Annotated in this window: 19 protein-coding genes; 8 read left to right on the forward strand and 11 right to left on the reverse strand. The window is 64.7% G+C overall.

Annotated features, from left to right (window positions below; all coding sequences use genetic code 11):
• The first annotated feature begins 61 nt into the window (after positions 1-61).
• Complete coding sequence (locus CXQ88_RS06615) at positions 62-373, forward strand: hypothetical protein (RefSeq protein ID WP_104043348.1); 312 nt, start codon at positions 62-64, stop codon at positions 371-373.
• Here CXQ88_RS06615 and CXQ88_RS06620 read toward each other — a convergent pair.
• The 6 genes from CXQ88_RS06620 to CXQ88_RS06645 form a co-directional block, all read right to left on the reverse strand.
• Entirely contained in the window at positions 370-1,332 is a 963-nt protein-coding gene (locus tag CXQ88_RS06620) for an NAD(P)/FAD-dependent oxidoreductase (RefSeq protein ID WP_104043349.1), read from the reverse strand. The genes CXQ88_RS06615 and CXQ88_RS06620 overlap by 4 nt on opposite strands.
• Before the next feature lie 170 nt (positions 1,333-1,502).
• On the reverse strand, positions 1,503-1,856 hold the full coding sequence (locus CXQ88_RS06625) for a GNAT family N-acetyltransferase (RefSeq protein WP_104043350.1): 354 nt from the start codon (positions 1,854-1,856) through the stop codon (positions 1,503-1,505).
• Positions 1,857-2,097: 241 nt separating this feature from the next.
• On the reverse strand, positions 2,098-2,949 hold the full coding sequence (locus tag CXQ88_RS06630; RefSeq protein WP_104043351.1) for a class II fructose-bisphosphate aldolase: 852 nt from the start codon (positions 2,947-2,949) through the stop codon (positions 2,098-2,100).
• Positions 2,949-4,367 (reverse strand): GntP family transporter, encoded by a 1,419-nt coding sequence (locus tag CXQ88_RS06635; protein WP_104043352.1) that lies wholly within the window; start codon positions 4,365-4,367, stop codon positions 2,949-2,951. Before CXQ88_RS06635 ends, CXQ88_RS06630 begins: the two co-directional genes overlap by 1 nt.
• Before the next feature lie 108 nt (positions 4,368-4,475).
• A complete protein-coding gene (locus CXQ88_RS06640) occupies positions 4,476-5,375 on the reverse strand; it encodes an NAD(P)-dependent oxidoreductase (protein ID WP_104043353.1) in 900 nt (299 codons plus the stop codon).
• Positions 5,376-5,420: 45 nt separating this feature from the next.
• Positions 5,421-6,923 carry a four-carbon acid sugar kinase family protein gene (locus CXQ88_RS06645; RefSeq protein ID WP_104043354.1) on the reverse strand — a complete coding sequence of 501 codons (1,503 nt, stop codon included), beginning with the start codon at positions 6,921-6,923 and terminating at the stop codon, positions 5,421-5,423.
• A gap of 160 nt (positions 6,924-7,083) precedes the next feature.
• On the opposite strand from CXQ88_RS06645, the gene CXQ88_RS06650 reads away from it, so the two are divergent.
• Positions 7,084-7,788, forward strand: a complete 705-nt coding sequence (locus CXQ88_RS06650; protein ID WP_104043355.1) for a FadR/GntR family transcriptional regulator — start codon at positions 7,084-7,086, stop codon at positions 7,786-7,788.
• 8 nt (positions 7,789-7,796) lie between these two features.
• Here the strand turns inward: CXQ88_RS06650 and CXQ88_RS06655 are convergent, their stop codons facing one another.
• Genes CXQ88_RS06655 through CXQ88_RS06665 form a run of 3 tightly spaced genes read right to left on the reverse strand, consistent with a single transcriptional unit; the run spans position 7,797 to position 11,349 of the window.
• Entirely contained in the window at positions 7,797-8,813 is a 1,017-nt protein-coding gene (locus CXQ88_RS06655) for a LacI family DNA-binding transcriptional regulator (protein ID WP_258061709.1), read from the reverse strand.
• Between the two features lie 17 nt (positions 8,814-8,830).
• A complete protein-coding gene (locus tag CXQ88_RS06660) occupies positions 8,831-10,408 on the reverse strand; it encodes a glycoside hydrolase family 43 protein (RefSeq protein WP_104043357.1) in 1,578 nt (525 codons plus the stop codon).
• Positions 10,405-11,349 (reverse strand): DUF6807 family protein, encoded by a 945-nt coding sequence (locus CXQ88_RS06665; RefSeq protein WP_104043358.1) that lies wholly within the window; start codon positions 11,347-11,349, stop codon positions 10,405-10,407. The genes CXQ88_RS06660 and CXQ88_RS06665 overlap by 4 nt, the downstream gene beginning before the upstream one ends.
• Before the next feature lie 259 nt (positions 11,350-11,608).
• On the opposite strand from CXQ88_RS06665, the gene CXQ88_RS06670 reads away from it, so the two are divergent.
• The 6 genes from CXQ88_RS06670 to CXQ88_RS06695 all read left to right on the forward strand — a co-directional run bounded on the left by CXQ88_RS06670 (position 11,609) and on the right by CXQ88_RS06695 (position 18,722).
• Positions 11,609-12,913, forward strand: a complete 1,305-nt coding sequence (locus CXQ88_RS06670; RefSeq protein ID WP_104043359.1) for an ABC transporter substrate-binding protein — start codon at positions 11,609-11,611, stop codon at positions 12,911-12,913.
• Positions 12,914-12,959: 46 nt separating this feature from the next.
• Entirely contained in the window at positions 12,960-13,913 is a 954-nt protein-coding gene (locus tag CXQ88_RS06675) for a carbohydrate ABC transporter permease (protein WP_104043360.1), read from the forward strand.
• A gap of 10 nt (positions 13,914-13,923) precedes the next feature.
• A complete protein-coding gene (locus CXQ88_RS06680) occupies positions 13,924-14,820 on the forward strand; it encodes a carbohydrate ABC transporter permease (protein ID WP_104043361.1) in 897 nt (298 codons plus the stop codon).
• A gap of 115 nt (positions 14,821-14,935) precedes the next feature.
• A complete protein-coding gene (locus CXQ88_RS06685; RefSeq protein WP_104043362.1) occupies positions 14,936-16,951 on the forward strand; it encodes a pectinesterase family protein in 2,016 nt (671 codons plus the stop codon).
• Entirely contained in the window at positions 16,923-18,425 is a 1,503-nt protein-coding gene (locus CXQ88_RS06690) for a pectinesterase family protein (RefSeq protein ID WP_258061710.1), read from the forward strand. Before CXQ88_RS06685 ends, CXQ88_RS06690 begins: the two co-directional genes overlap by 29 nt.
• Positions 18,426-18,509: 84 nt before the next feature.
• The gene (locus CXQ88_RS06695) at positions 18,510-18,722 is read left to right on the forward strand and encodes a dodecin (protein ID WP_104043363.1); all 213 of its coding nucleotides are present in this window, start codon (positions 18,510-18,512) and stop codon (positions 18,720-18,722) included.
• A gap of 85 nt (positions 18,723-18,807) precedes the next feature.
• On the opposite strand, the gene CXQ88_RS06700 is transcribed toward CXQ88_RS06695, so the two are convergent.
• Both CXQ88_RS06700 and CXQ88_RS06705 read right to left on the reverse strand, forming a co-directional pair.
• The gene (locus tag CXQ88_RS06700; RefSeq protein WP_104043364.1) at positions 18,808-19,026 is read right to left on the reverse strand and encodes a hypothetical protein; all 219 of its coding nucleotides are present in this window, start codon (positions 19,024-19,026) and stop codon (positions 18,808-18,810) included.
• 134 nt (positions 19,027-19,160) lie between these two features.
• Entirely contained in the window at positions 19,161-20,081 is a 921-nt protein-coding gene (locus tag CXQ88_RS06705) for a helix-turn-helix domain-containing protein (RefSeq protein WP_104043408.1), read from the reverse strand.
• Between the last annotated feature and the right edge of the window lie 140 nt (positions 20,082-20,221).

Genomic DNA, 20,221 nt, shown 5'->3' on the forward strand with positions numbered 1-20,221 from the left:
AGCAGTCGCGGCGGGGCTGCCAACGCCGGCAGTACCGTGAAGAAGCCCAAGGACGACCATCATGACCAGCGTTACAGAAGACCAGCCAGGGGCTCCTGCGGAGCACCAAGCAGGAGCAGAAGCCTCACTGAGCTTCATCCGTCCAGTGGATGCGGGGCTGCTGGTCACCCTGAATTCACGAATGCACTGCCGCGCCCCAATGCAGCTGGTGGATCCGGACGCCACACCCCTGTACCAGCCCGTCCACGTTGACGGCGCCCGTGTCATTCCGGTGGGCGCAGGCTCCAGGGCCGCCAGCGTGGACACCTACCGCTGCGCCTGCGGTTTCACCATCGATGTCCCGGCAGCCAGCCTGCACGCCCTGGCCAGCTAACGGGCAACGGAGGCCCTGGCCGCCTCCACCGCCAACCGGGTATCCTCCAAAACCAAGTCCGCATTGATGGCGGCTGCAGCCTTCAGTCCGGCAGCCGCCGCCGTCATTACCTGGGCGGAAACGTCCGTGGCATTGCCGGCGGCCCAGACTCCCGGGCAGGACGTGAGCCCCGATTCGTCGGTCGGCAGGTGCGTGCCCGGCCCCTCTTCCAGGTCATCGGGCTCCAGCCCCAGGGCTTGGAGCATGTTGGCCTTGCTGACGGCTGCGGGGCTGACCACCAGCACTTCCATCGGTACTGCCGATCCGTCGTCGAGCGTGACCGCAGTGAGCTTGTCGTCCTGGACCACCAGCCCGCGGACCCGGCCATCAGCCACCTTGACGGACCGTGCGTCCAGCTGTTCCGATTGGCCCGGGCTGAGCGCCAGTTCGCCGTTGAGCAGGAGGGTCACATCCGGGCTCCACTGCCGGAAGGTCAGGGCCTGGAGAACCGCGTGGGCGTCGGAGGCCAGCACCCCCACCTTTTGGTTCCGGATTTCCCAGCCGTGGCAATAAGGGCAATAGAGGACGTCCCGGCCCCAGCGGTCGGCCACCCCCGGCAGGTCGGGGAGCTCATCCTGGATCCCCGAGGTGATGAGCAGCCGGCGGGCGGTGCAGGTTGAGCCGTCGTCGAGCGAAAGCACGAAGTTGTCGCCGTCGCGCCTGGCAGACTTCACAACCCCAGTGATGGCTGCCCCGCCATACTCCGCCAGTTCTTCCCGTCCGGCAGCCAGGAGTTCCCTGGGACTCATGCCCTCACGGGTGAGGAAACCGTGCACGCCTTCTGCGGGCAGGTTCCTTTGCCCGCCGGCGTCTATCACTACTACGGACCGCAACGCCCTGGCGAGGGCAACCCCTGCACTGAGCCCGGCCGGTCCGCCGCCGATTACAGCCACATCAAACAGTTGTTCCTGGTGATTCATCCCGGATTCCTTCCCGGTGTGCGCTGCGCCCTGAAAAGGGGTGCGCATTCAAAAGCGTGCGCCCTCTGCAAGACCGCGCCCAGAAAAGGTACCCGGCGCTGCGGCACAATAACGCGTAACGGGGTCCGCGGGCAGGAATAGTTTTCTTGGCTGTTACTGGTGTAGGCCCCTTAAGCTCCTGAGCCGTTCGTCGCCGGGCTGTCCGGCCAGTCCACGCACTGCTCGTAGCCCTCGTGCTGGCGAAGGTAGCCAGCAATGAACGGGCAGTGCGGGATGATCCGCTTCCCGGCTGCCACCACGTCATCCAGCGCGAAGTGGGCCAGGACCTTGCCCAGGCCCTGGCCTTCGAAGTCCGGCGACGTCTCGGTGTGGCTGAAGTCGATATGGCCGGGAAGGTCCCGGTAGAAGGACTGGACGGCGAGTTTGCCGCCCACATGCAGCTCGTAGCGGTGATGCGCGTCGTTGCGCCTCAGCGAGACGTCGGGGGCGAACTTATCCTCGGTGGACATCGTGTTCTCGGTCATGGTTCGACACTGGCACTACTTCACCCCGCTGGCAATGCCCCGGCTTACCCTTCAGCATGAGCAGGGATGCCGTCCGGTCGTTTAGGGTCCCGGGAGTCACATGGCAGGGCAGCCAGGCCCAGTACGACGGCGAGCAGCGGCATGGCGCCCTGGGTTGCAGCCGCGCGGAGGTACTTCCGGCCGCAAAAGAAGGAAGGCCAGGATCATGGGTTGATCCTGGCCTCCCTCTTTCGAGTGCACGTCAGCGCGTAAGCGTTGCCAGCGTTGTGGTTGCGAAGCTGCCCGCGGACTGGTTCCAGTGGCCCAGGAGGCCTTGGAGGTTCTCGCCGTCGGACCGGTGCGCTGGCAGCTGCTCCTCCAAGGTGGCGAGGACGCCGGTGCGAAGCTCAGTGTTGAAGTTGACCTTGCCAACGTTCATGGAGGCGGCCTTCACCAGCTCCTCTGCAGGGATCCCGGAGGCTCCGTGCAGCACCAACGGTATGTGTGTCCGCACCGCGATGTCCTGCAGGACGTCCCAGCGGAGCTGCGGCTCCCCCTTGTACTTGCCGTGGACGTTCCCGACCGCGACCGCCAGCAGTTCGGCGCCGGTGCGGGACACAAACTCCTCCACCTGGGCCGAATCCGTCAGCCCGGCCACTGCTACGCCGGCTTGGTCGGCGCTAAAGGCGCGGTCCTCGTCCCCGGCGAGGCCGCCCAGCTCGGCTTCCAGCACCACGTCGGGTCCCAGCAGTTCGCGGGCCGCCTGGACCAAGGCAATGTTGTCCTCGTAAGGAAGGGACGAACCGTCGGCGAGGACGGAATCCGCCCCTGCCGCGACGGCGTCGGCCATAACCTGAAGGTCACTTGCGTGGTCCAGCTGCACGGCCACGGGCACGGCAGCTGCATCGGCGAGGCCGCGGAGGGCTCCGATGAGGCGCAGGCCGTTGGGCGTCGCGGCCGTCTTGGGGGCCACCAGCAGGATGACTCCGCGGCCGGATTCCTCAGCGGCGGCCACCACGGCCAGCGCGGTGGTGAAGTCGTAGCAGGTGAAGGCCGGGACGGCGGAGCCCTGCTGGAGGGCGGAAGTGACCAGGTGGTCGAGTCGGGCACGCATCAGACCGTGAGTCCGCCGGTAAGGATCCAGACCAGGAAAGTGAGCGCGAACCCTGCCAGGCCCAGGATGGTGGTGAGCACGGTCCAGGTCTTGAGCCCGTCTGCCACCGAGAGGCCAAGGAAGCGGGTGACGATCCAGAAACCGGAGTCATTCACGTGACTGAGGCCAAGCGCGCCGAAGCCCATGGCTACGAGGATGAGTGCCGTCTGGAAAGGTGAGAAGCCGCCGTCCGCCACGGACGCTGCCAGCAGGCCCGAGGTGGTGATGATGGCCACCGTTGCGGACCCCTGCGATGCACGCAGGATGGCCGCGAGGACGAAGGCCATCACGATGACTGGAAGGCCGGCGGTCTGAAGGCCTTCCGCGAGGGCCTTGCCGATGCCGGATACGGTGAGCACCTTGCCGAAAACGCCGCCGGCGCCGGTTACCAGGATGACGATGGCGGTGGGAGCCAGTGCGGAGTCCATGACCTCGCCGGTGTGCTGCGAGGACCAGCCGCGGCGGATGCCCAGGAAGTAGTAGGCCAGGCCCAGGGCTGTGAGGAGCGCAATAAGCGGGGCGCCGACGAAGGCAGCCAACTGAGAAGCGAAGCTGTCCTTGGGCAGGATGACCGCGCCGACAGTTCCCACCATGATCATGAGGATCGGAAGGACAATCAGGGTGATGATCATTGCCGGGCTGGGAGCCGTCTTGACCTCGCTCTTGACGGCGACGTTGGAAGTGCCCTGGGCAGCTTCCTGCTCGACCTGTGAGGTGCCGGTGCCAAAGAGGCGGAACTGCTCGGCGGTGGCGGGCAGCATAGCGAAGTCGCGCCGGTTGAGCCGGCGGGCAACGAAGTAGCCCAGGACGCCTACGGGAATGCAGAGGGCGAGGCCGATGATGGTGGTCCAGCCGATGTCTGCACCGAGGATTCCGGCGCCACCGACGACGCCCGGGTGCGGCGGGACAACAACGTGGATGGCCAGCATGATTCCGCCAACGGGCAGGCCGATCTTGACCGGGTTGACCCCGGCAGCCTTGGCAAATCCGTAGATGATGGGGATCAGGATTATGAATCCAACGTCAAAGAAGACCGGGATGGCCAGCAGGAAGGCCGCGGAGGTCAAGGCGGCGATGACCCTGCGCGGTCCAAGCAACTGGGTGAATTTGCCGGCGAGGGACTGTGCGCCGCCGGAAATTTCGATCATCTTGCCCAACATGGCACCGAGGCCCACCAGGATGGCTACGGACCCAAGGGTTCCGCCCATGCCTTCAGTAACGGTCTTGATGATGTCCGGCAGCGGGATGCCTGCCACCAGGGCAACGGCGACGCTGACCACGAGCAGGGCAAGGAAGGCGGGGATTTTGAACTTGATAACGGCCACGAGCAGCAGGGCGACGCCCGCCACTGCTATGGCCAGAAGAGCTAGTGCGCTCATCGTGTGTCTCCTTTGACATCGCTAGTTAAGACTAGCGAGCTGGGTGGGTACGACGACGGCGGAGGGGGGACCGCCGCCGTCGTACGTTCTGGGGGTGGTGGCTTGCTACTACTTGGTGCGTTTGGTGGGGGCGACGACCTTGATGACGGCGGAGTCATCGGCGGCGGCGAGGCCCTGGGCCTGGCCCAGCAGGTAAAGCTGCTCGGCGGCGGCGGCAACGGGGGCTGCCAGGCCGGCGGCGCGGGTGGCCTTGCCCACGATGCCCATGTCCTTGACGAAGATGTCCAGGCGGGACAGGACCTCAGCGCCTTCCTCGTTGTAGGCCTCGAGGATGCGCGGGCCGCGGTTGGACAGCATGAACGAACCGGCGGCACCGGCTTCGAGGGCGGCGAGGGTTTTCGCCTGGTCCAGGCCCAGCGCGTCGGCGAGGGCCATGGCTTCTGCGGCGGCGGCTATGTGGACGCCGCACAGGAGCTGGTTGACGGTCTTCAGGGCCTGGCCGTCGCCGGGCTTGTCGCCCACCACTGTGAGGGTGGAGGCGAGCAGTTCCAGCGCGGGGGCTGCCTTCTCGCGGGCCTCAGGAGAAGCACCGACGACGATCAGCAGGTCGCCTTCGCCGGCGCGCTTCGGGCCGCCGGACAGCGGGGCGTCAACGAGTTCGACGCCGTATTCGGCCAGCTTGGCCACGGTGGCGGGGATGGCTTCGGTGCCCACGGTGCTGCCCAGGATGACGACGGCACCCGGCTCCAGCACCGAGGCCACGCCGTTCTCGCCGAAGAGGACGTCATTGAGCTGTTCGCCATTGCGGACGGCCAGGAGCACTGCGTCGGCGCCCTTGGCTGCTTCGCGGGCTGTGGCGAAGGTGGCGATGCCGGCTTCTTCGGCCAGCTTCAGGCGGGGTTCGGCGATGTCGAAGCCGTGGACGGTCAGCTGCGAGGCCATGCGGGTGGCCATGGGCAGGCCCATGGCGCCGAGGCCCAGGACAGTGACGGTGTAATTGCTGGTCATGATGTTCTCCATTGAATTTGTGCGGGACTGGTGCTGGCGGAAGTACTAAAAGGTCTTGCTGAGCTTGCGGGTGACGTCAGCGAGGGACTGGTCATCGCCCACGTTGCCGGCGAAGACGATGTACGGGATGCCCTTGGCGGGGCCGTCCACCGGCTCCCAGAGCGAGACGATGCCCGGCAGCATGGGGCCGCGGACAATGGCGTGGCGGATCTCCAAGCCGTGCGCGGCAACGTCCGAGGAGGTGATGCCACCCTTGGCGATGACGAACCGCGGCGGGAAGGTCTTCAGGGTGCGGTTCACTACGGTGACGACGGCGGCGGACACGGTGCGCGCGATCCGCAGGCTTTCGGCGGGGTCGTCCGTTTTGATCAGCAGCCGGCTGGTGTGGACGATGACGTCGCCGCCGCGGAGGGCTTCGACGACGGTGTCCACGGTCTGGTCCAGGTAGGCGTCGGCGTCGGCGCGGAGGAGTTTTTCGACGTCGATCTCGACGATGCGGGCTGCGCTGTGCTGTTCCGTCAGGGCCTTGAGCTGGCGGGTGGTGACGCCAACGTGGGAACCGACGACGATGAGCCCGCCGGCTTCGGACGGCGTGTTGCCGGCGTAGGCTTCGGCGCCGCTGAGCTCGCCGCGGATCTCCTGGCCGATGCGGGCACGGCCGAACGGCGGGCCAACCCGGTAAAGGAGCTTCTTGCCCCGCCGTTCTGCTTCTTCCAGGCCAAGGGACAGGGCGCGGAGGTCATTTTCCGTGACGATGTCGGCCACGATCGGGGTGGAGTCCGTGGCCTTCTCGATGGCATCGGCAATGGCGTTGGCGCTGACCTGTGCACTGGCTGCCGCATCCCCGGCGACGGGTTCGGCTGCTGCCCCGGCGCGGATGATGTTGAGGTCCAGGACGATGACCGAGTCCGCGGCGAAGCGGCCCTGGGACTTTTCCTCGACGTAGTCGGCCATCACGGAGGTGGTGAAGCCGAAAGTGGCATCCTTGGCGAACTCGGTGTCGGACACCGGCGTCAGGGTGCCGGTTGCGTCGCCGGTGCCGCGCATGTAGTGGACGCCGCCGATGGTGACGCGCCCGGCGTCGGGGAAGGCTGGGACCAGCACTACGCCGTCGGTCTTTTCTCCGCTGACGTCCGCCACGGTGGCGGCGATGACGTCCGGCTCCAGCGGGTAGTGGCCACGGAGGGTGGAATCGCTGCGGCTGACGAATCCGAGGCGCAATTCCCCGGCGGATCCGGCGGCAGCGAGGGCGTTGCGGACTACTTCTTCGTTGCGGGTGGCGGCCTCTGCCGGGTCCAGGCTGCGGGTGTTCGTGAGGACGTACACGGCGGGCTTGGACTGGCCGAAGGCCCAGATGAAGTCCTCCACGTCCCAGCGGGTGAGCACGGGCAAATCTGCCACGGACTGCGTACCGGTGGGGTCGTCGTCGAGCACTACCAGGACACGCGGGATCCCCGCGTTCGAGGCAGCCAGGGTGCTGGCCACCAGTTCGGCGGGAATCCGGACCTCGGCCGGATAGGCGGCCAGAACGTCTGCTTCAAGCGTCACAGTGCACTCCGTTGTGTATGAATCCGGGCGGCGGATCCTGATGTAAAGGAAACTGTAAGATGTCTGACATCTTGCATTTGAATGCTAGTGTGGCACAGGACATAAGGACGCGCAAGTAGACTTGTCTGACATATCCACAAAGGCATCAATGGGGGCAGCAATGGCAAGGAAGTCGCTGGTAGGCCAGGTGGCTGATGAGCTTCTTGACCGCATCATTACGGGCGAATTTCCGCCTGGCGCCACCGTTCCCGGCGAGCACGAACTCAGCGCCAGGCACGAAGTCAGCCGGATGACCGTCCGTGAAGCCATGAAGACTCTCGAGGCCCAGCACATCCTGAGCGTGGAGCGCGGCCGAGGTACTTTTGTGAACCCGCTCAACCGGTGGGCCTCGCTCGAAGCCGTGCTGCGCGCAGCCTCCGAAGGCAAAAACGAGGCAGAAGCATCGGTCCAGCTCATCGAACTCCGCCGCATGCTGGAGACCGGGGCATGTGAACTCGCGGCGGGACGCATCAGCGACGCCGATGTCCAGACGCTCTACGGCCACGTGGCCGCCATGCGCGCCGCCCACGGGGTGAACGATGTTGCCGCCTTCGTGGAAGCGGACCTGGCATTCCACGACCTGATCCTGCATGCATCCGAAAACGTCTTTGTGGCCGTGCTGTTCGAACCGCTCCACCGGGTGCTGGAAAAGCGAAGGACCGAGACCTCAGCGGTCCGTGAAATCCAGGAGCACGCCATCGGGCATCACCAAAACATCGCAGAAGCACTGGAATCCCGTGACGCTTCGCGCTCGAGGGAAGCCATGGACGCCCACATGCAGCAGACCCTCGACGACCTCAAGAACCTGGTGCTGCAGGCGAAGTAGCAGCTGCTTTAGCGTGCCGGCGGGGCCGTAGTTCCCCGGACCACCAGTTCCGTTGCCACTTCCAGGGCAGTGGGAACGACGGACCCAGGCTGGTCCTGCTGCTCGGTCAGCATCCCCACGGCCATGGAGGCCAGCTGTGCCAGCGGCTGGCGGACCGTCGTGAGCGGCGGCGATGTCAATGCAGCCTGGGCGATATCGTCAAAGCCCACGATGCTGAGGTCCTTCGGAACGTGGAGCGAGCGCTGCCCGGCCGCGTTCATTACGCCCAGGGCCTGCAAGTCACTGCCCGTGAAGATGGCGGTGGGCGGCTGGGGCAGGTCCAGCAGTTCCCCGCCCAGGCGCATTCCTGATTCGATGCTGAAATCGCCGTCCTGGACCAGCTCGGGCAGGACCGGCAGCCCGGCCTCGTGAAGGGCAGCGGCGTAGGCTGCGTAGCGGGCCCGGCCATGCCCGGGACTATGCTTGCGGCCGGTGATGATGCCGATCCTGCTGTGGCCCTGGCCCAGCAGGTGGCTGACGGCAGCGAGTGCCCCCGAGAACGACGCCGGGCTGACGCTGGGGATGGCCAGCCCTTCCGTTCCTTCCGGGTCGATGGCGACGGCGGGAATCTTCAGCGTCCGAAGCACCGTAACGAGGCGCGAACCTTTGCGGGGAGCCAGCAGCAGCACGCCGTCGAGCCGGTTGACCGAGGGTTCGCGCAGCTTGCGCCACCGTTCCGCGGTCGCATGCTCCGCGCGCGCGTAAGCAACCGCGTAGCCCAGCCGATCCGCAGCCGCTTCCACTCCGGCCATGGTTTCCAGGACCCAGGGTGAGTCGAAGTTATTGACCACCAGCTGCAGGACGCCCGGCTGCGCGGTTGCCACGGGCCGCTTGGAGTAATCAAGCTCCTCCAGCGCCTGCTGCACCCTGGCGCGGGTGGCGTCAGAGACGTGGGTCCGGCCGTTGAGCACCTTGGACACAGTGGGCACGGATACGCCTGCTGCTGCCGCGACGTCAGCGATCTTGGGACGCGGAGTGGCGGTCACAGGGGCGGTCCTCGGGGTCATGTAGTCGCGGCGGCGAGTTGGGGGGCGGTGGTGCGGCGCGCTGGGGCGATGTCCACGCGCACGGGTCCCACGATAACATTGCCGCTCTCCTGGGAGCCCAGCGGTGACGTGGCGAAAATGCCCAGCTCAGCCCCGATCCACTGCCCCTTGGCCACCTCGAAGTTCCAGCCCTGGACTTCCCATGGCTCGCCCGGCCCTGAACGCCAGGCGAAGGTGGACCGGGGCGTTCCGTCCGTTCGGATCTGCAGTTCTATCCGGGAGCCGGGCAGGGCGGTTTTGCGGCCCAGCCGCTGCTCGTGCGGCCCCTCTCCCCCGGTGCCATCGCCGAGCACATAGCCGCTGGCTGTCTTGATGATGCCCAGCCATGCGTACTTCAGGCCCAGCACCACAACGCCTGCCCGGGTTCCCACCGGAACGTCCTGCAGCTCCAGGGAGGTGGCGAAGGTTGACGGGGTGCCCGGCAAGATTTGCCCGAGCAGGTTGGGGAGCTCGCGCAGGTTCACCGGATCATTGGCCTTCGGCTTGAGGACCAGGTGTCCGCCCCCGCATTGGTGCGCCCAGTCATCCTGCGGATTCGCCTGCCAATGCCACTGCGGCCCCAGCCGCGTCGATGAAAAGTCGTCACCGGCCGGCGGCGCCACGTCCTCCGCGAAGGTACCCGCAGGGTAGGGGTGCGTGATCACCGGGGTTCCCGGTCCGCCGTCGGGATCCCGGACCCCCATCCACGGCCAGCCGTCCTCGGTCCACCCCATGGGCTGGAGGTGCACCACCCGGCCGTAGGGGCCGCGGTCCTGGAAGTGCAGGAACCAATCCTCGCCCCGAGGGCTGGTGACCCAGGCTCCCTGGTGCGGACCGTTGACCCCGGTGTTCCCCTGCTCCAGGACACGCCGCTCCTCGTAGGGCCCGAACGGGGACCCTGAGCGGAACACCGACTGCCAGCCGGTAGCCACCCCGCCGGCCGGAGCGAAAATCCAGTACCAGCCGTCCCTTTTGTAGAACTTCGGCCCCTCCAGGGTGGTGTAGCCGGCCAGGTCTGCCCCGTTGATCACGTGGGTCCCGTGGTCCAGGAGCCTGCTGGCGTCCGGACTCATGCGGTGCACCGTGAGCCGGTTTTTGACGCCGATCCGGCTCTGAGCCCAGCCGTGAACCAAGTAGGCCTGGCCGTCGTCGTCCCACAAAGGGCAGGGATCGATGAGCCCGCGGCCGGGGTATAGGAGATGTGGGGCAGTCCAGGGACCCTCAGCCCTTTCCGCGCTCAGCACGAAGATGCCGTGGTCAGGATCCGGGTAGAAGATCCAGAAGCGGCCGTCGTGGTGCCGCAGCGAGGGAGCCCATACACCGCTCCCGTGGCGCACCAGGGAGTAGTGGCTGGTCTGAGGCAGCGAGGTGAGCGCGTGGCCGGCATGCTCCCAATCCACGAGGTTCCGGGAGCGCAGGACCGGCAGCCCGGGCACCCGGTTGAAGCTTGAGGCGATGAGGTAGTAAACGCCGTCCACCTGCACGGCGTCCGGATCCGGCCAGTCGGCATTGAGGATGGGGTTCCGGTAGAGGGGGGCGGGGATCCGGGTAGTCATGATGTCCTGTCGGGAGAGCTGTGGCGGGTTCGGGGGTGCTGGTTGAGAATTCTGAGGGCGTCGGCGCTGGTGGACACTTGTCCGTCGTGGATGACGGCGTGCAGGGCGAGCTTGAGCGGATTGTCTTGGTCCACAACGGTGGGTTCCGCCCACGCCACCGCCGGCCCGGCCCCAAGGTAGCCCTCGGCCCGGATGAACCACGGAAGCAGGCGGCCGGGTTCCTGTGCGAGCACAACGCTCACCGGTGCGTCGCCGATCACCATGCTGACCGAAAGCCAGGGTGAGAGTGAACCGTGCGCAGCATGGGCGCCGATGCCGGCGTCGGAAAGGACAATCGGCTCGGCGCTGCCCCTGGGAAAGCGCCAGAAAATCCCGCCATACCCGGCGCCCTGCCGCCCTTTCACGGCCGACGACGACACCTCCAACTTCTGCACGCCCGGTGCCGGAACGATCACCGAGGACAACGAAAGGCTCCAGCTCCCGGGCTCCGGGTGTGCGAAGTACTGGATTCGGCGCTGTTCAACCGCGAGTTCCCCGCCATCGTTCGATAACCAGGACACATGGCCGAATTCTTGCCCCGGCGTGGACTGCCAGCCCTGCGGCTGCTGCTTTCCGTGGTTGGCCAGGTGCATGGGTCCGTTATCAGCCGTGTAGGTTGAGCCGCCCCAGAAATTGGTGTTGTTGACATCAGATAACGCCAAGGACAGCCCCAGATGGTGCGGGTGGTCCCCCGGCTCAGCCTCCGTGACCACAACGCCCGCCTTGGACAGAATCGGATGGAGATAAGGCCGGGGCGCAAGGTTGGCAGGCTGTCGAAGAGCCGTGTTGTGGGTCGCGGGAGGTTGTTCCTGGGGAGTCGTGCCCTGTGCCTCAGCGGGACGGGTGTGGTGGGCCAAGCGGACCTCCAGTTTGGGGCGTTTCAGGGATGTGGGAATCAGCATAGCCAGATCAGAAAAATACGGCAAGAAGTAAAGAAACTTTCTGCCCCTGCTTCGACTCGCGGTTTCCAAAATTGTCTTGACAGTCACAGTGGGTGTTTGCTAGAAATCGTTTACTGAGTTTAGTTCCTTTTGCTTCCTGCTGATTCACATTGTTCCAACCGCGCAAAGGCAGCCAGGCTGGTGACAGAAACTTTCCAAGTCATTTCAAGTTCGAACTCCCCCTGCTTCAGGTGGGAAACCCCTAGAGAGGCGTCATTCAATGATGAAGACTGTCAGCACCCCCATCTCCCGCAGGCTGGTCCTGGGCGCAGCCGTGACGGCTGCGGGCCTGGCACTGAGCGGCTGCGGAGGGGGTTCAACTCCTTCTGCGGGCGGCAACGTGGAGTTGAACTTCGTCTATTGGGGGGATTCCAACCGGGCCAAAATGACAGACGCCGCGATCAAAATCTTCGAGGAGAAGAATCCGGGCATCACTGTCAAGAGTGAATACCAGGACAGCGGTCCCTACGCCGACAAGCTGGCCACCCGCTTTGCCGGCGGCAATCCACCGGACGTGCTGAACATGGCCAACCGGACCCTGCTTGAGTACGCCGAGCGCGGCACCCTGGCGGACCTGAAGTCCTTTCCGGAAATCAACCTCGATAAGGTTCCTGCCGCCATCCAGAGCCGGGGCGAGGTGGACGGCAAACTCTACGGCCTGGCCACCGGCGTCAACCTCATCGGCATGGTGGTCAACAAAACAATTACAGACCAGGCCGGCGTCACGATTCCCGACGACGAGACCTGGAGCTGGGAAGACTACGCAAAATTCGCCGCCGAGGTGACCCAGAAGACTGGCGGCAAGGTTTACGGCGCCGGCTACGACGTCGCCACCGAGACCGGGCCCATCCTGCTCGCCAGGCAGCGGGGCGAGGACTTCTACACCAAGGACAACAAGCTCGGAGTCAGCGAGGAAACCATACGGGACTGGTTCCAGTACAGCGTTGACTTGCGTGCCGCCGGTGGCTACCCGCCCGCAGGTTTCTTCGAGCAGATCGGCGGCTCACCCGCCCAGTCGTACCTCGCCAAGGGCACGGTCGCCTCGCAGATCATCCCCATCAACAATTACAAGGGATACAACGAGGCCGCCGGCGGAAACGTGGTCCTGCTGCGCATGCCGGGTGAAACCACACAAAAGCGCCGGGGATACTCCGCCGATCCCAGCATGCTGTGGTCCATCGCCGCCAAGTCGAAGCACCCGAAGGAAGCCGCCAAGCTGCTGAACTTCCTGATCAACGACGTTGACGGCGCGGCAGAGACTCTTACCCAGCGCGGCGTGCCAATCAACCCGGACGTAACAGAGGCCATCATGCCAAAGCTCGGAGCTGACGACACAAAGTTTGTGCAGATGGTTGCCGACATTCAAAAAGACGAGCTGGCCCCCGCCTACGTATACCCCAAGGGCGCAAGCGTTGTGGCGGACACCCTCAAGCAGCTGGCAACCGAAGTTGAGTTCGGCCGGGTCACTCCTGCTGATGCCGCGAAAAGCTTCCTCGAGAAGAGCAATGCAGCAATCAACAAGTAGCCACCCAACGTTCAGCTATCCAGTTACGCAGATAGGAGCCTGACGAATGTCAGTGCTGACCAAGCAAACGCACGGCTCAGCCGCTGCGCCGGCGGCCCAGTCCGGGGGACAGCGCCGGCGGGGCAACTCCCGCCGCACCAACCAGCGTTCTGGCTACCTTTTCCTGCTGCCGTGGTTCATCGGCATGCTGTTCACCATCATCCCGTTCTTCGCCTCCCTCTACTTGGCATTCACGGACTACAACCTGTTCACGGAGCCTAACTTCGTAGGCCTGGCGAACTTCCAGTCGATGTTCGAGGACCCGCGGCTCCTGCAGTCCCTGAAGGTCACGTTCATCTACACCTTCGTCTCAGTGCCGATCTCGCTGGCCATTGCGCTGCTGGTGGCATTGGTCCTGAACCGCGGACTCAGCGGCCTCTCGATCTACCGGTCGGTCTATTACCTGCCGTCGCTGCTGGGCGGCAGCGTGGCCATCGTGATGCTGTGGCGCTACATCTTCGGCAACGACGGAATCGTCAATGGATTCCTGAGATGGTTCGGCATCCAGGGACCAGCCTGGGTCACAGATCCTGAATTCGCGCTGAGCACCCTGATCGTCCTGAACGTGTGGACGTTCGGCTCGCCCATGGTGATCTTCCTTGCCGGCCTGCGCCAGGTACCCGCCATGTACTACGAGGCCGCCTCCATTGACGGCGCTTCCCGGTGGCGACAGTTCCGCAACATAACGTTGCCGCTGATCAGCCCCATCATTTTCTTCAACCTCATCATGCAGCTCATCGGGTCCTTCCAGACCTTCACCCAGGGCTACGTGATGAGCGGAGGGACGGGCGGCCCGGCGGATTCAACGCTGTTCTACAACCTGTACCTCTACCAAAAGGGCTTCACCGAATTCGAGATGGGTTACGCCTCCGCCATGGCATGGCTGCTGCTGATGATTATTGCGATTTTCACGGCCATCAACTTCATCGCATCCAAGTTCTGGGTCTTCTACGACAATTAAGGCAACCGCTATGGCTCTCCTCGAACTACCAGTCAAGAACAAGCCAAAGAAGGAAACAGCTCCCGAAGATGCGCTGACCGGCACTCCGGGCACCCGGTTCTCCCGCCACCTGATCCTGTGCCTCGTGGGTCTGGTGATGCTGTATCCGTTGCTGTGGCTGATCTCCAGCTCCTTCAAGCCCAGCAACGACATCTTCCGCCAGCTGGGCCTGTGGCCGGAGAATTGGGATTTCAGCAACTACGAACAGGGCTGGACGGCGTTGAACCAGCCCTTCCACGTCTACTTGATCAACTCCCTGATCGTCGTCGTTTTCTCGATCGTTGGGAACATCTTCTCCTGCGCGCTGGCCGCATACGCCTTCGCCCGGATGGAGTTCACCGGCCGGAAGCTCTTTTTCGCCCTCATGCTGGGCACGCTGATGCTGCCCGGCCACGTGCTCCTGGTGCCGCAGTACATCATCTTTTCGCAGCTGGGCTGGCTTGATACCTACCTGCCGCTGATCGTGCCGAACTTCATGGCCACCAACGCGTTCTTCATTTTCCTGATGGTGCAGTTCATGAAGGCACTGCCCAGGGAACTTGACGACGCCGCCCAGATCGACGGCTGCGGCCCCTTCAGAACGTTCCTGCGGGTGATCATGCCCTTGTGTGTCCCGGCCATGGCCACCACCGCCATCTTTACGTTCATCTCCACCTGGAACGAGTTCTTCGGTCCCCTGCTCTACATCCAGAACCAGGACCTTTACACCGTGCCGCTGGCGCTGCGGGCCTTTATGGACTCCGAGGGCCAAAGCATGTGGGGCCCTATGTTCGCCATGTCCGTAGTGTCCATCGCCCCGATCATCGGCTTCTTCATTGCCGGCCAGAAATATCTCATCAACGGCATCGCCACCACGGGTTTGAAATAGCACCGGGCTGAAGTAAAAGCCCGACTCTCTCCGTACGCACCAACTACTCAACATCCCCTGATTGCACGTGCCCGGGCTGGAGGCGGCCCGGGCACAAAAACAAAGGAGTTTTTGTATGAGTTTGCGACGTCTACTCGGCGCGGCCACCGCCGTCGTTATGTTGGGAAGCCTGACGGCGGTACCCGCCACCGCAGCCCCTTTCGGGGCAGTCCAGCAGCCCGGCGGCACGCCCGCCACCCTGGTACCCGCTGGCGAAAGCACACCTGAAGCGATCTGGAAGCAGACGCCGGACGGCTTCGCGGCGCTCCCCGGCTACGGGCTGGCCGGAACCACCGGTGGCCAGGCCGGCCGGATCGTCACCGCCTCCACCGTCCAGGAGCTCAAGGAGTACGCGGCCGCTGCTGAACCGCTGGTCATCTTCATCCGCGGCACCGTGACGGCCGCGGACTACGTCAAGATCCCGGTGGCCGCCAACAAAAGCTTTATCGGCACGGGCGCAGGTGCCGAAGTGGTGAACGCCGGCTTCAAGCTCATCAACGTTTCCAATGTCATCTTCCGGAACTTCACCATCCGGGACTCCTACATTCCCGGCGACTGGGACGGCAAGACCCCTGAGAACGACAGGGACGGCATCCAACTGGACACCACTCACCACGTGTGGGTGGACCACATGAAGATCCAGCGCATGGGCGACGGCCTGATCGACACCCGCAAGGACTCGGACCTGGTCACCTACTCCTGGAACGTCTTCGCGGACAACAACAAGGCCCTGGGCGTCGGCTGGACCTCCAACGCCGTCACCAGGATGACCATCCACCACAACTGGATCCGCAACACCACGCAGCGGAACTTCAGCCTCGATAACACGGCCGCCGCGCACGTCTACAACAACTACCTGCAGGACATCGGACAGTACGGCATGATGGGCCGCAACGCGGCCAAGGTGGTCCTCGAGGGCAACAGCTTCAGCACTGTCCAAGATCCGATCGTCGCCAAGGACCCCGCCACCCAAGTGGTCAACCGGGACAACGTCTTCAACGGCACCCGCGGCCGCAAGGACAACGTGGGTGCCGCCTTTGACCCAGCACAAAACTACGCCTACCAGAAGGACGACGCCGCACGTGTTCCGGAAATTGTGGCCGCCGGAGCGGGGCCGCGCGAGAACAACGCACCGAACAACACCACCAGCATTACCGTCGCCCTGGACGGCACCGGGGACTTCGGCAGCCTGCAGGCGGCCATCGGCTCCATCCCCAGCGGAAGCACGCTCCCCCGCACCATCACCATCAAGCCCGGCACCTACCGGGAATCGGTGAACATCTGGGCAGACCGCCCCAACCTCACCATCCAGGGCGCAACAACCGACCCGGCCGACGTCGTTATCAGCTACGACCTCCCGGCCAATGGCGTGAAGTTCTTCGGCGGCACGTGGGGCGCGGGCGGAAGCGCCACCCTCAACGTCCTCGCCGAGGGAACCACCGTTCGGAACCTCACCGTGGAGAACGCCTACGACGAGGCCGCGAACGGAGGAAGCCAGGCGCTCGCGGTCCGGAGCGTGGCAGACAAGGTGACGTTCGACGGGACCCGCTTCCTGGGCAACCAGGACACCTACCTGGCGGACACCACGGGCCGCGACGCCACAGCCCGCACCTACCTGAAAAACTGCTACATCGAAGGCGACGTGGACTTCATCTACGGCCGTGGCACCGCGGTCCTGGACGGCTGCACCATCCACTCTCTGAGCCGCGGCAGTGACACCAACAACGGCTACATCGTGGCCCCGAGCACCAAGAATTCCAACCCGTACGGCATCCTGATTGCCAACAGCACCCTGACCTCCGACGCCGCGCCGGGCACTGTCAGCCTGGGACGGCCCTGGTTCGCCAGCAGCGATCCGGCCGCACACCCCATGGCCGTCATTCGGGACTCGGTCCTGGGCAGCCACATCGCGATCCGCGGGTGGGCAGACATGAGTGGCCATTCCTGGGCCGAGGGCCGGTTTGGCGAATACAACAACAGCGGACCCGGGGCATACGTCAATGAGTTCCATCCCCAGCTTTCCCCGGAAGAGGCCACCAAGTTCACCAAGGAAGCTTTCCTTGGTGACTGGACCCCGGCGGGACGTGGCTGAGGTGGCGCCGGCACCTGAAATGAACATCCGACGGCGGACCCTCCTGGCAGCCGGTTTGACGGTAAGCGGCCTGGCGGCGTCATGCCTGCTTGCCCCGGCAGCGACGGCGGCCGGCCCTGTGGGACTGGATGCCGCCGTCGGCTCCAACGGCTTTGCCGAAGCCGGCTTGCCGGTGGGCCGCGCCTTGGGCGGTGATGTGTGGACTGACGCGCCTACAGGCTTCGCCGGCGTCGCAGCCCACGGCCGCACCGGCACCGCGGGCGGGGCAGGCGGCAAACTTGTCCACGCCAGCACCCCGGACCAGCTCCGCGCCTTCGCCAAGAGCACCGAACCGCTGGTAGTGGTCCTGCACGGCGAACTGGTGTTTCCGCAGTACGAGAAGCTGACGGTCACCGCCAACAAGTCCTTCCTCGGAGCAGGCGAAGGAGCCGCGGTGGTCAACGCGGGGTTCAAACTGATCAACGTCTCCAACGTGGTGTTCCGCAACTTTGCCGTCCGGGACTCCTACATCCCGGGCGATTTCGAAGGGAAGCGCCCGGACAACGACAGGGACGGGATCCAGATGGACACCTGCACCCACGTCTGGGTGGACCACATGCACTTCACCCGGCTCGGTGACGGACTGGTGGACATCCGCAAGGACTGCGACAACGTCACCCTGTCCTGGAATGTTTTTTCGGACCATAACAAGGCACTGGGCGAAGGCTGGACCTCGAATGTGGTCACCCGCCTCACGATGCACCACAACTGGATCCGGAACACCCACCAGCGCAACGCGAGCCTGGACAACACCGCGGCGTCGCACGTCTACAACAACTACTTGGAGAACATTTCCAGCTACGGGATGCTGGGGCGGAACGCCGCCCTGCTGGTGGTGGAGGGCAACTACTTCAGGGACGTCCGGAACCCGTTGCACCACCAGGGACCTGGCGGTGACCTCGTGGCCAGGGACAATATCTTCGAGCAGTGCACCGGCAACACCGGACAGGAGCGGGGGCAGTCCTTCAATCCCGCCGCAGCGTACAACTACGAACTGACACCAACGGCGGCGGTACCCGCACTTGTCCGGGCCTTCGGCGGCCCTTTGGGCGGCACGGAAGCCGCATCGCGGCAAGTCATCATGGTGGCTCTGGACGGCAGCGGTGACTTCACCAGCATTCGGGCAGCCGTGGGGGCGATTCCCAGCCACAACCCCGGCCCCGTCACCGTGCTGGTCCAGCCGGGTACGTACCGCGAACCCGCCGTGATCTGGGGCGACCGGCGCAACGTCACCTTGGCCGGCGCCACCGGAAATGCCGCCGATGTGGTGTTAACCAACAGCGAGGGCGTCACCCTGCTGGTGGCTGCGAATGGCGCCGCTGTCAGGGACCTGACGGTCACCTCGGACACCCCACAGGACGGCAATGTCCTGAAGACCACGGGCAGGAATGTCAGCTATTCCAACGTGACAATTCTGAACGGAACATCCGGATAGGGGCTGGCCAACGTTCTTGAACTGCTACTAGTCTTCAAGAACGGCCCGCAACCGGGAGCCCCAAGGCAATCACGAGGAGCGAAGTTGTCCAACCACACGTACAGCATTTCTGAAATTGTCGGCACGTCGGATCAGGGAGTGGACGACGCCGTCCGGAACGGAATCGCCAAGGCATCGCAGACCCTCCGCAACCTTGACTGGTTTGAGGTCAAGGAAATCCGGGGCCACCTGGAAGAGGGCAAAATCGCTGACTGGCAGGTCACCATCAAGCTCGGTTTCCGGCTGGAAGAACACTAATCCAAGCCCAACTGGCCCGCAGTAAACGTCGCGAAGACTCGTTGTGAGGACGTTAACTGCGGGCCAGTTTTGGGTTTAGCCCGAGCTAATTAGCCGAGACAGCGCCTGCGGTGCGGCGCCGCCAAACGGTGGGAACGCCGTCGAACGCCGGAAAAACGTGCCCTTCGAAGAAGGACAGCACGGTGTGCGGGTCGAGGTCGGGGCTCCAGAGGCCGGAAGCCGGGCAATGCGAGCCGGTGGCGGTAGAGGGCGCGCCGGTGGCGGCGGAAGCCTGGCGTTCCTTCAGCAGGGCGATGCGTTTCATCGTTGAGACCATCCTTGGGTGAGAACTTGTTCCTCCAGCCTAGGAAAGCTCGTGCACGTTCCCAATGGGCTCGTGGCCAGAATCAGCCTCCGCTGCTGGCCAAATGTACAGCCGTAGCCGTAGTTGGCTCGCTGCTAGTCCTTTCCCTCTGTCACAGCTGCGGCCGGGGCGTCTGCCGCGGCATTGCGCGGCTGCTCCGGGTGGGCCACGTCAGCAGGACCGGCGCCAAGGCTGCCCAGCAACGTAAGGGCATCGGCCGACGGCGATCCGGGCCGCGCGGAATAGATCCTGAGCGACTGGTCCGGGTCCTCCGGGAGGACAAGGTTTTCAAAGTTCAGTTCCAGGTCCCCGATGGTGGGGTGGTGCAGGCGGACAGTTCCCGCCGACCGGGTTGCCACCCGGTGCCCCGCCCACCACTGACGGAAGTGCTCACTGTTGACCGCCAGTTCACCCACCAGCTGGTTGGCCTGCGCGTCGTTCGGGTGCCGGCCGACATCCAGCCGAAGCGCCCCGGCAGCTTCAGCAGCCACCGTCTTCCAGTCCCGGAACAGCTCCCGGGCTGCCGGGTCGAGGATGAGCCACCGGGTGAGGTTCCTTTCCGCCACTGGAAGCGCCGGGAAATCCGTGAAGAGCAGGAACGCCAAGCGGTTCCCGGCGAGGACGTCGCTGCGGCGGCCGAGCACCATGGCCGGAACATCGCCCACTGCCTCGAGGAGGTGGCGCAATGCCGGGCGGACGCCCTGTACGGCTTGCCCGGCCGAGCGGGGGGAGGCGGCACAGTGCTCCAAAAGATCCGTCATGTGGGCGTGCTCGCTGCTGCTGAGGCGGAGCGCCCGGGACACCGCGTCCAGCACTGTGCGCGAGGGGTGGATGTTCCTGCCCTGTTCCAGCCGGACGTAGTAATCCGTGCTGACCCCCGCCAGCCTTGCCACCTCCTCGCGCCGAAGGCCGGGCACCCTGCGGGCACCGGTGGCGGGACCGGCGCCGGCATCTTCAGGACTGAGCCGGGACCGCATGGCTTTGAGGAATTTTCCGAACTCGGCGCTTTGACCCATGCAGACCATTGTGACCTGCGCTGTCCATGCGGTTCTGCAACCAAGGTAGGACTGGGAGTCCTAGGAAAAATAAGATCAGCCTTGCTTACTGACAGACCGGCCAAAAATGCATAGGCTCAATATCGAGCCGGCGGAAACCG

Source organism: Arthrobacter sp. ZGTC412, assembly GCF_002929215.1.
GTDB lineage: Bacteria > Actinomycetota > Actinomycetes > Actinomycetales > Micrococcaceae > Arthrobacter.

What these genes read in the sequence shown, in the direction of transcription:
- CXQ88_RS06650 (WP_104043355.1), top strand. Translation starts at nt 7,084, where the DNA reads ATGGCAAGGAAGTCGCTGGTAGGCCAGGTGGCTGATGAGCTTCTTGAC.
- CXQ88_RS06620 (WP_104043349.1), bottom strand. Translation starts at nt 1,332, where the DNA reads ATGAATCACCAGGAACAACTGTTTGATGTGGCTGTAATCGGCGGCGGA.
- CXQ88_RS06615 (WP_104043348.1), top strand. Translation starts at nt 62, where the DNA reads ATGACCAGCGTTACAGAAGACCAGCCAGGGGCTCCTGCGGAGCACCAA.
- CXQ88_RS06670 (WP_104043359.1), top strand. Translation starts at nt 11,609, where the DNA reads ATGATGAAGACTGTCAGCACCCCCATCTCCCGCAGGCTGGTCCTGGGC.
- CXQ88_RS06630 (WP_104043351.1), bottom strand. Translation starts at nt 2,949, where the DNA reads ATGCGTGCCCGACTCGACCACCTGGTCACTTCCGCCCTCCAGCAGGGC.
- CXQ88_RS06660 (WP_104043357.1), bottom strand. Translation starts at nt 10,408, where the DNA reads ATGACTACCCGGATCCCCGCCCCCCTCTACCGGAACCCCATCCTCAAT.
- CXQ88_RS06705 (WP_104043408.1), bottom strand. Translation starts at nt 20,081, where the DNA reads ATGGGTCAAAGCGCCGAGTTCGGAAAATTCCTCAAAGCCATGCGGTCC.
- CXQ88_RS06635 (WP_104043352.1), bottom strand. Translation starts at nt 4,367, where the DNA reads ATGAGCGCACTAGCTCTTCTGGCCATAGCAGTGGCGGGCGTCGCCCTG.
- CXQ88_RS06680 (WP_104043361.1), top strand. Translation starts at nt 13,924, where the DNA reads ATGGCTCTCCTCGAACTACCAGTCAAGAACAAGCCAAAGAAGGAAACA.
- CXQ88_RS06665 (WP_104043358.1), bottom strand. Translation starts at nt 11,349, where the DNA reads ATGCTGATTCCCACATCCCTGAAACGCCCCAAACTGGAGGTCCGCTTG.
- CXQ88_RS06685 (WP_104043362.1), top strand. Translation starts at nt 14,936, where the DNA reads ATGAGTTTGCGACGTCTACTCGGCGCGGCCACCGCCGTCGTTATGTTG.
- CXQ88_RS06640 (WP_104043353.1), bottom strand. Translation starts at nt 5,375, where the DNA reads ATGACCAGCAATTACACCGTCACTGTCCTGGGCCTCGGCGCCATGGGC.
- CXQ88_RS06625 (WP_104043350.1), bottom strand. Translation starts at nt 1,856, where the DNA reads ATGACCGAGAACACGATGTCCACCGAGGATAAGTTCGCCCCCGACGTC.
- CXQ88_RS06675 (WP_104043360.1), top strand. Translation starts at nt 12,960, where the DNA reads ATGTCAGTGCTGACCAAGCAAACGCACGGCTCAGCCGCTGCGCCGGCG.
- CXQ88_RS06700 (WP_104043364.1), bottom strand. Translation starts at nt 19,026, where the DNA reads ATGAAACGCATCGCCCTGCTGAAGGAACGCCAGGCTTCCGCCGCCACC.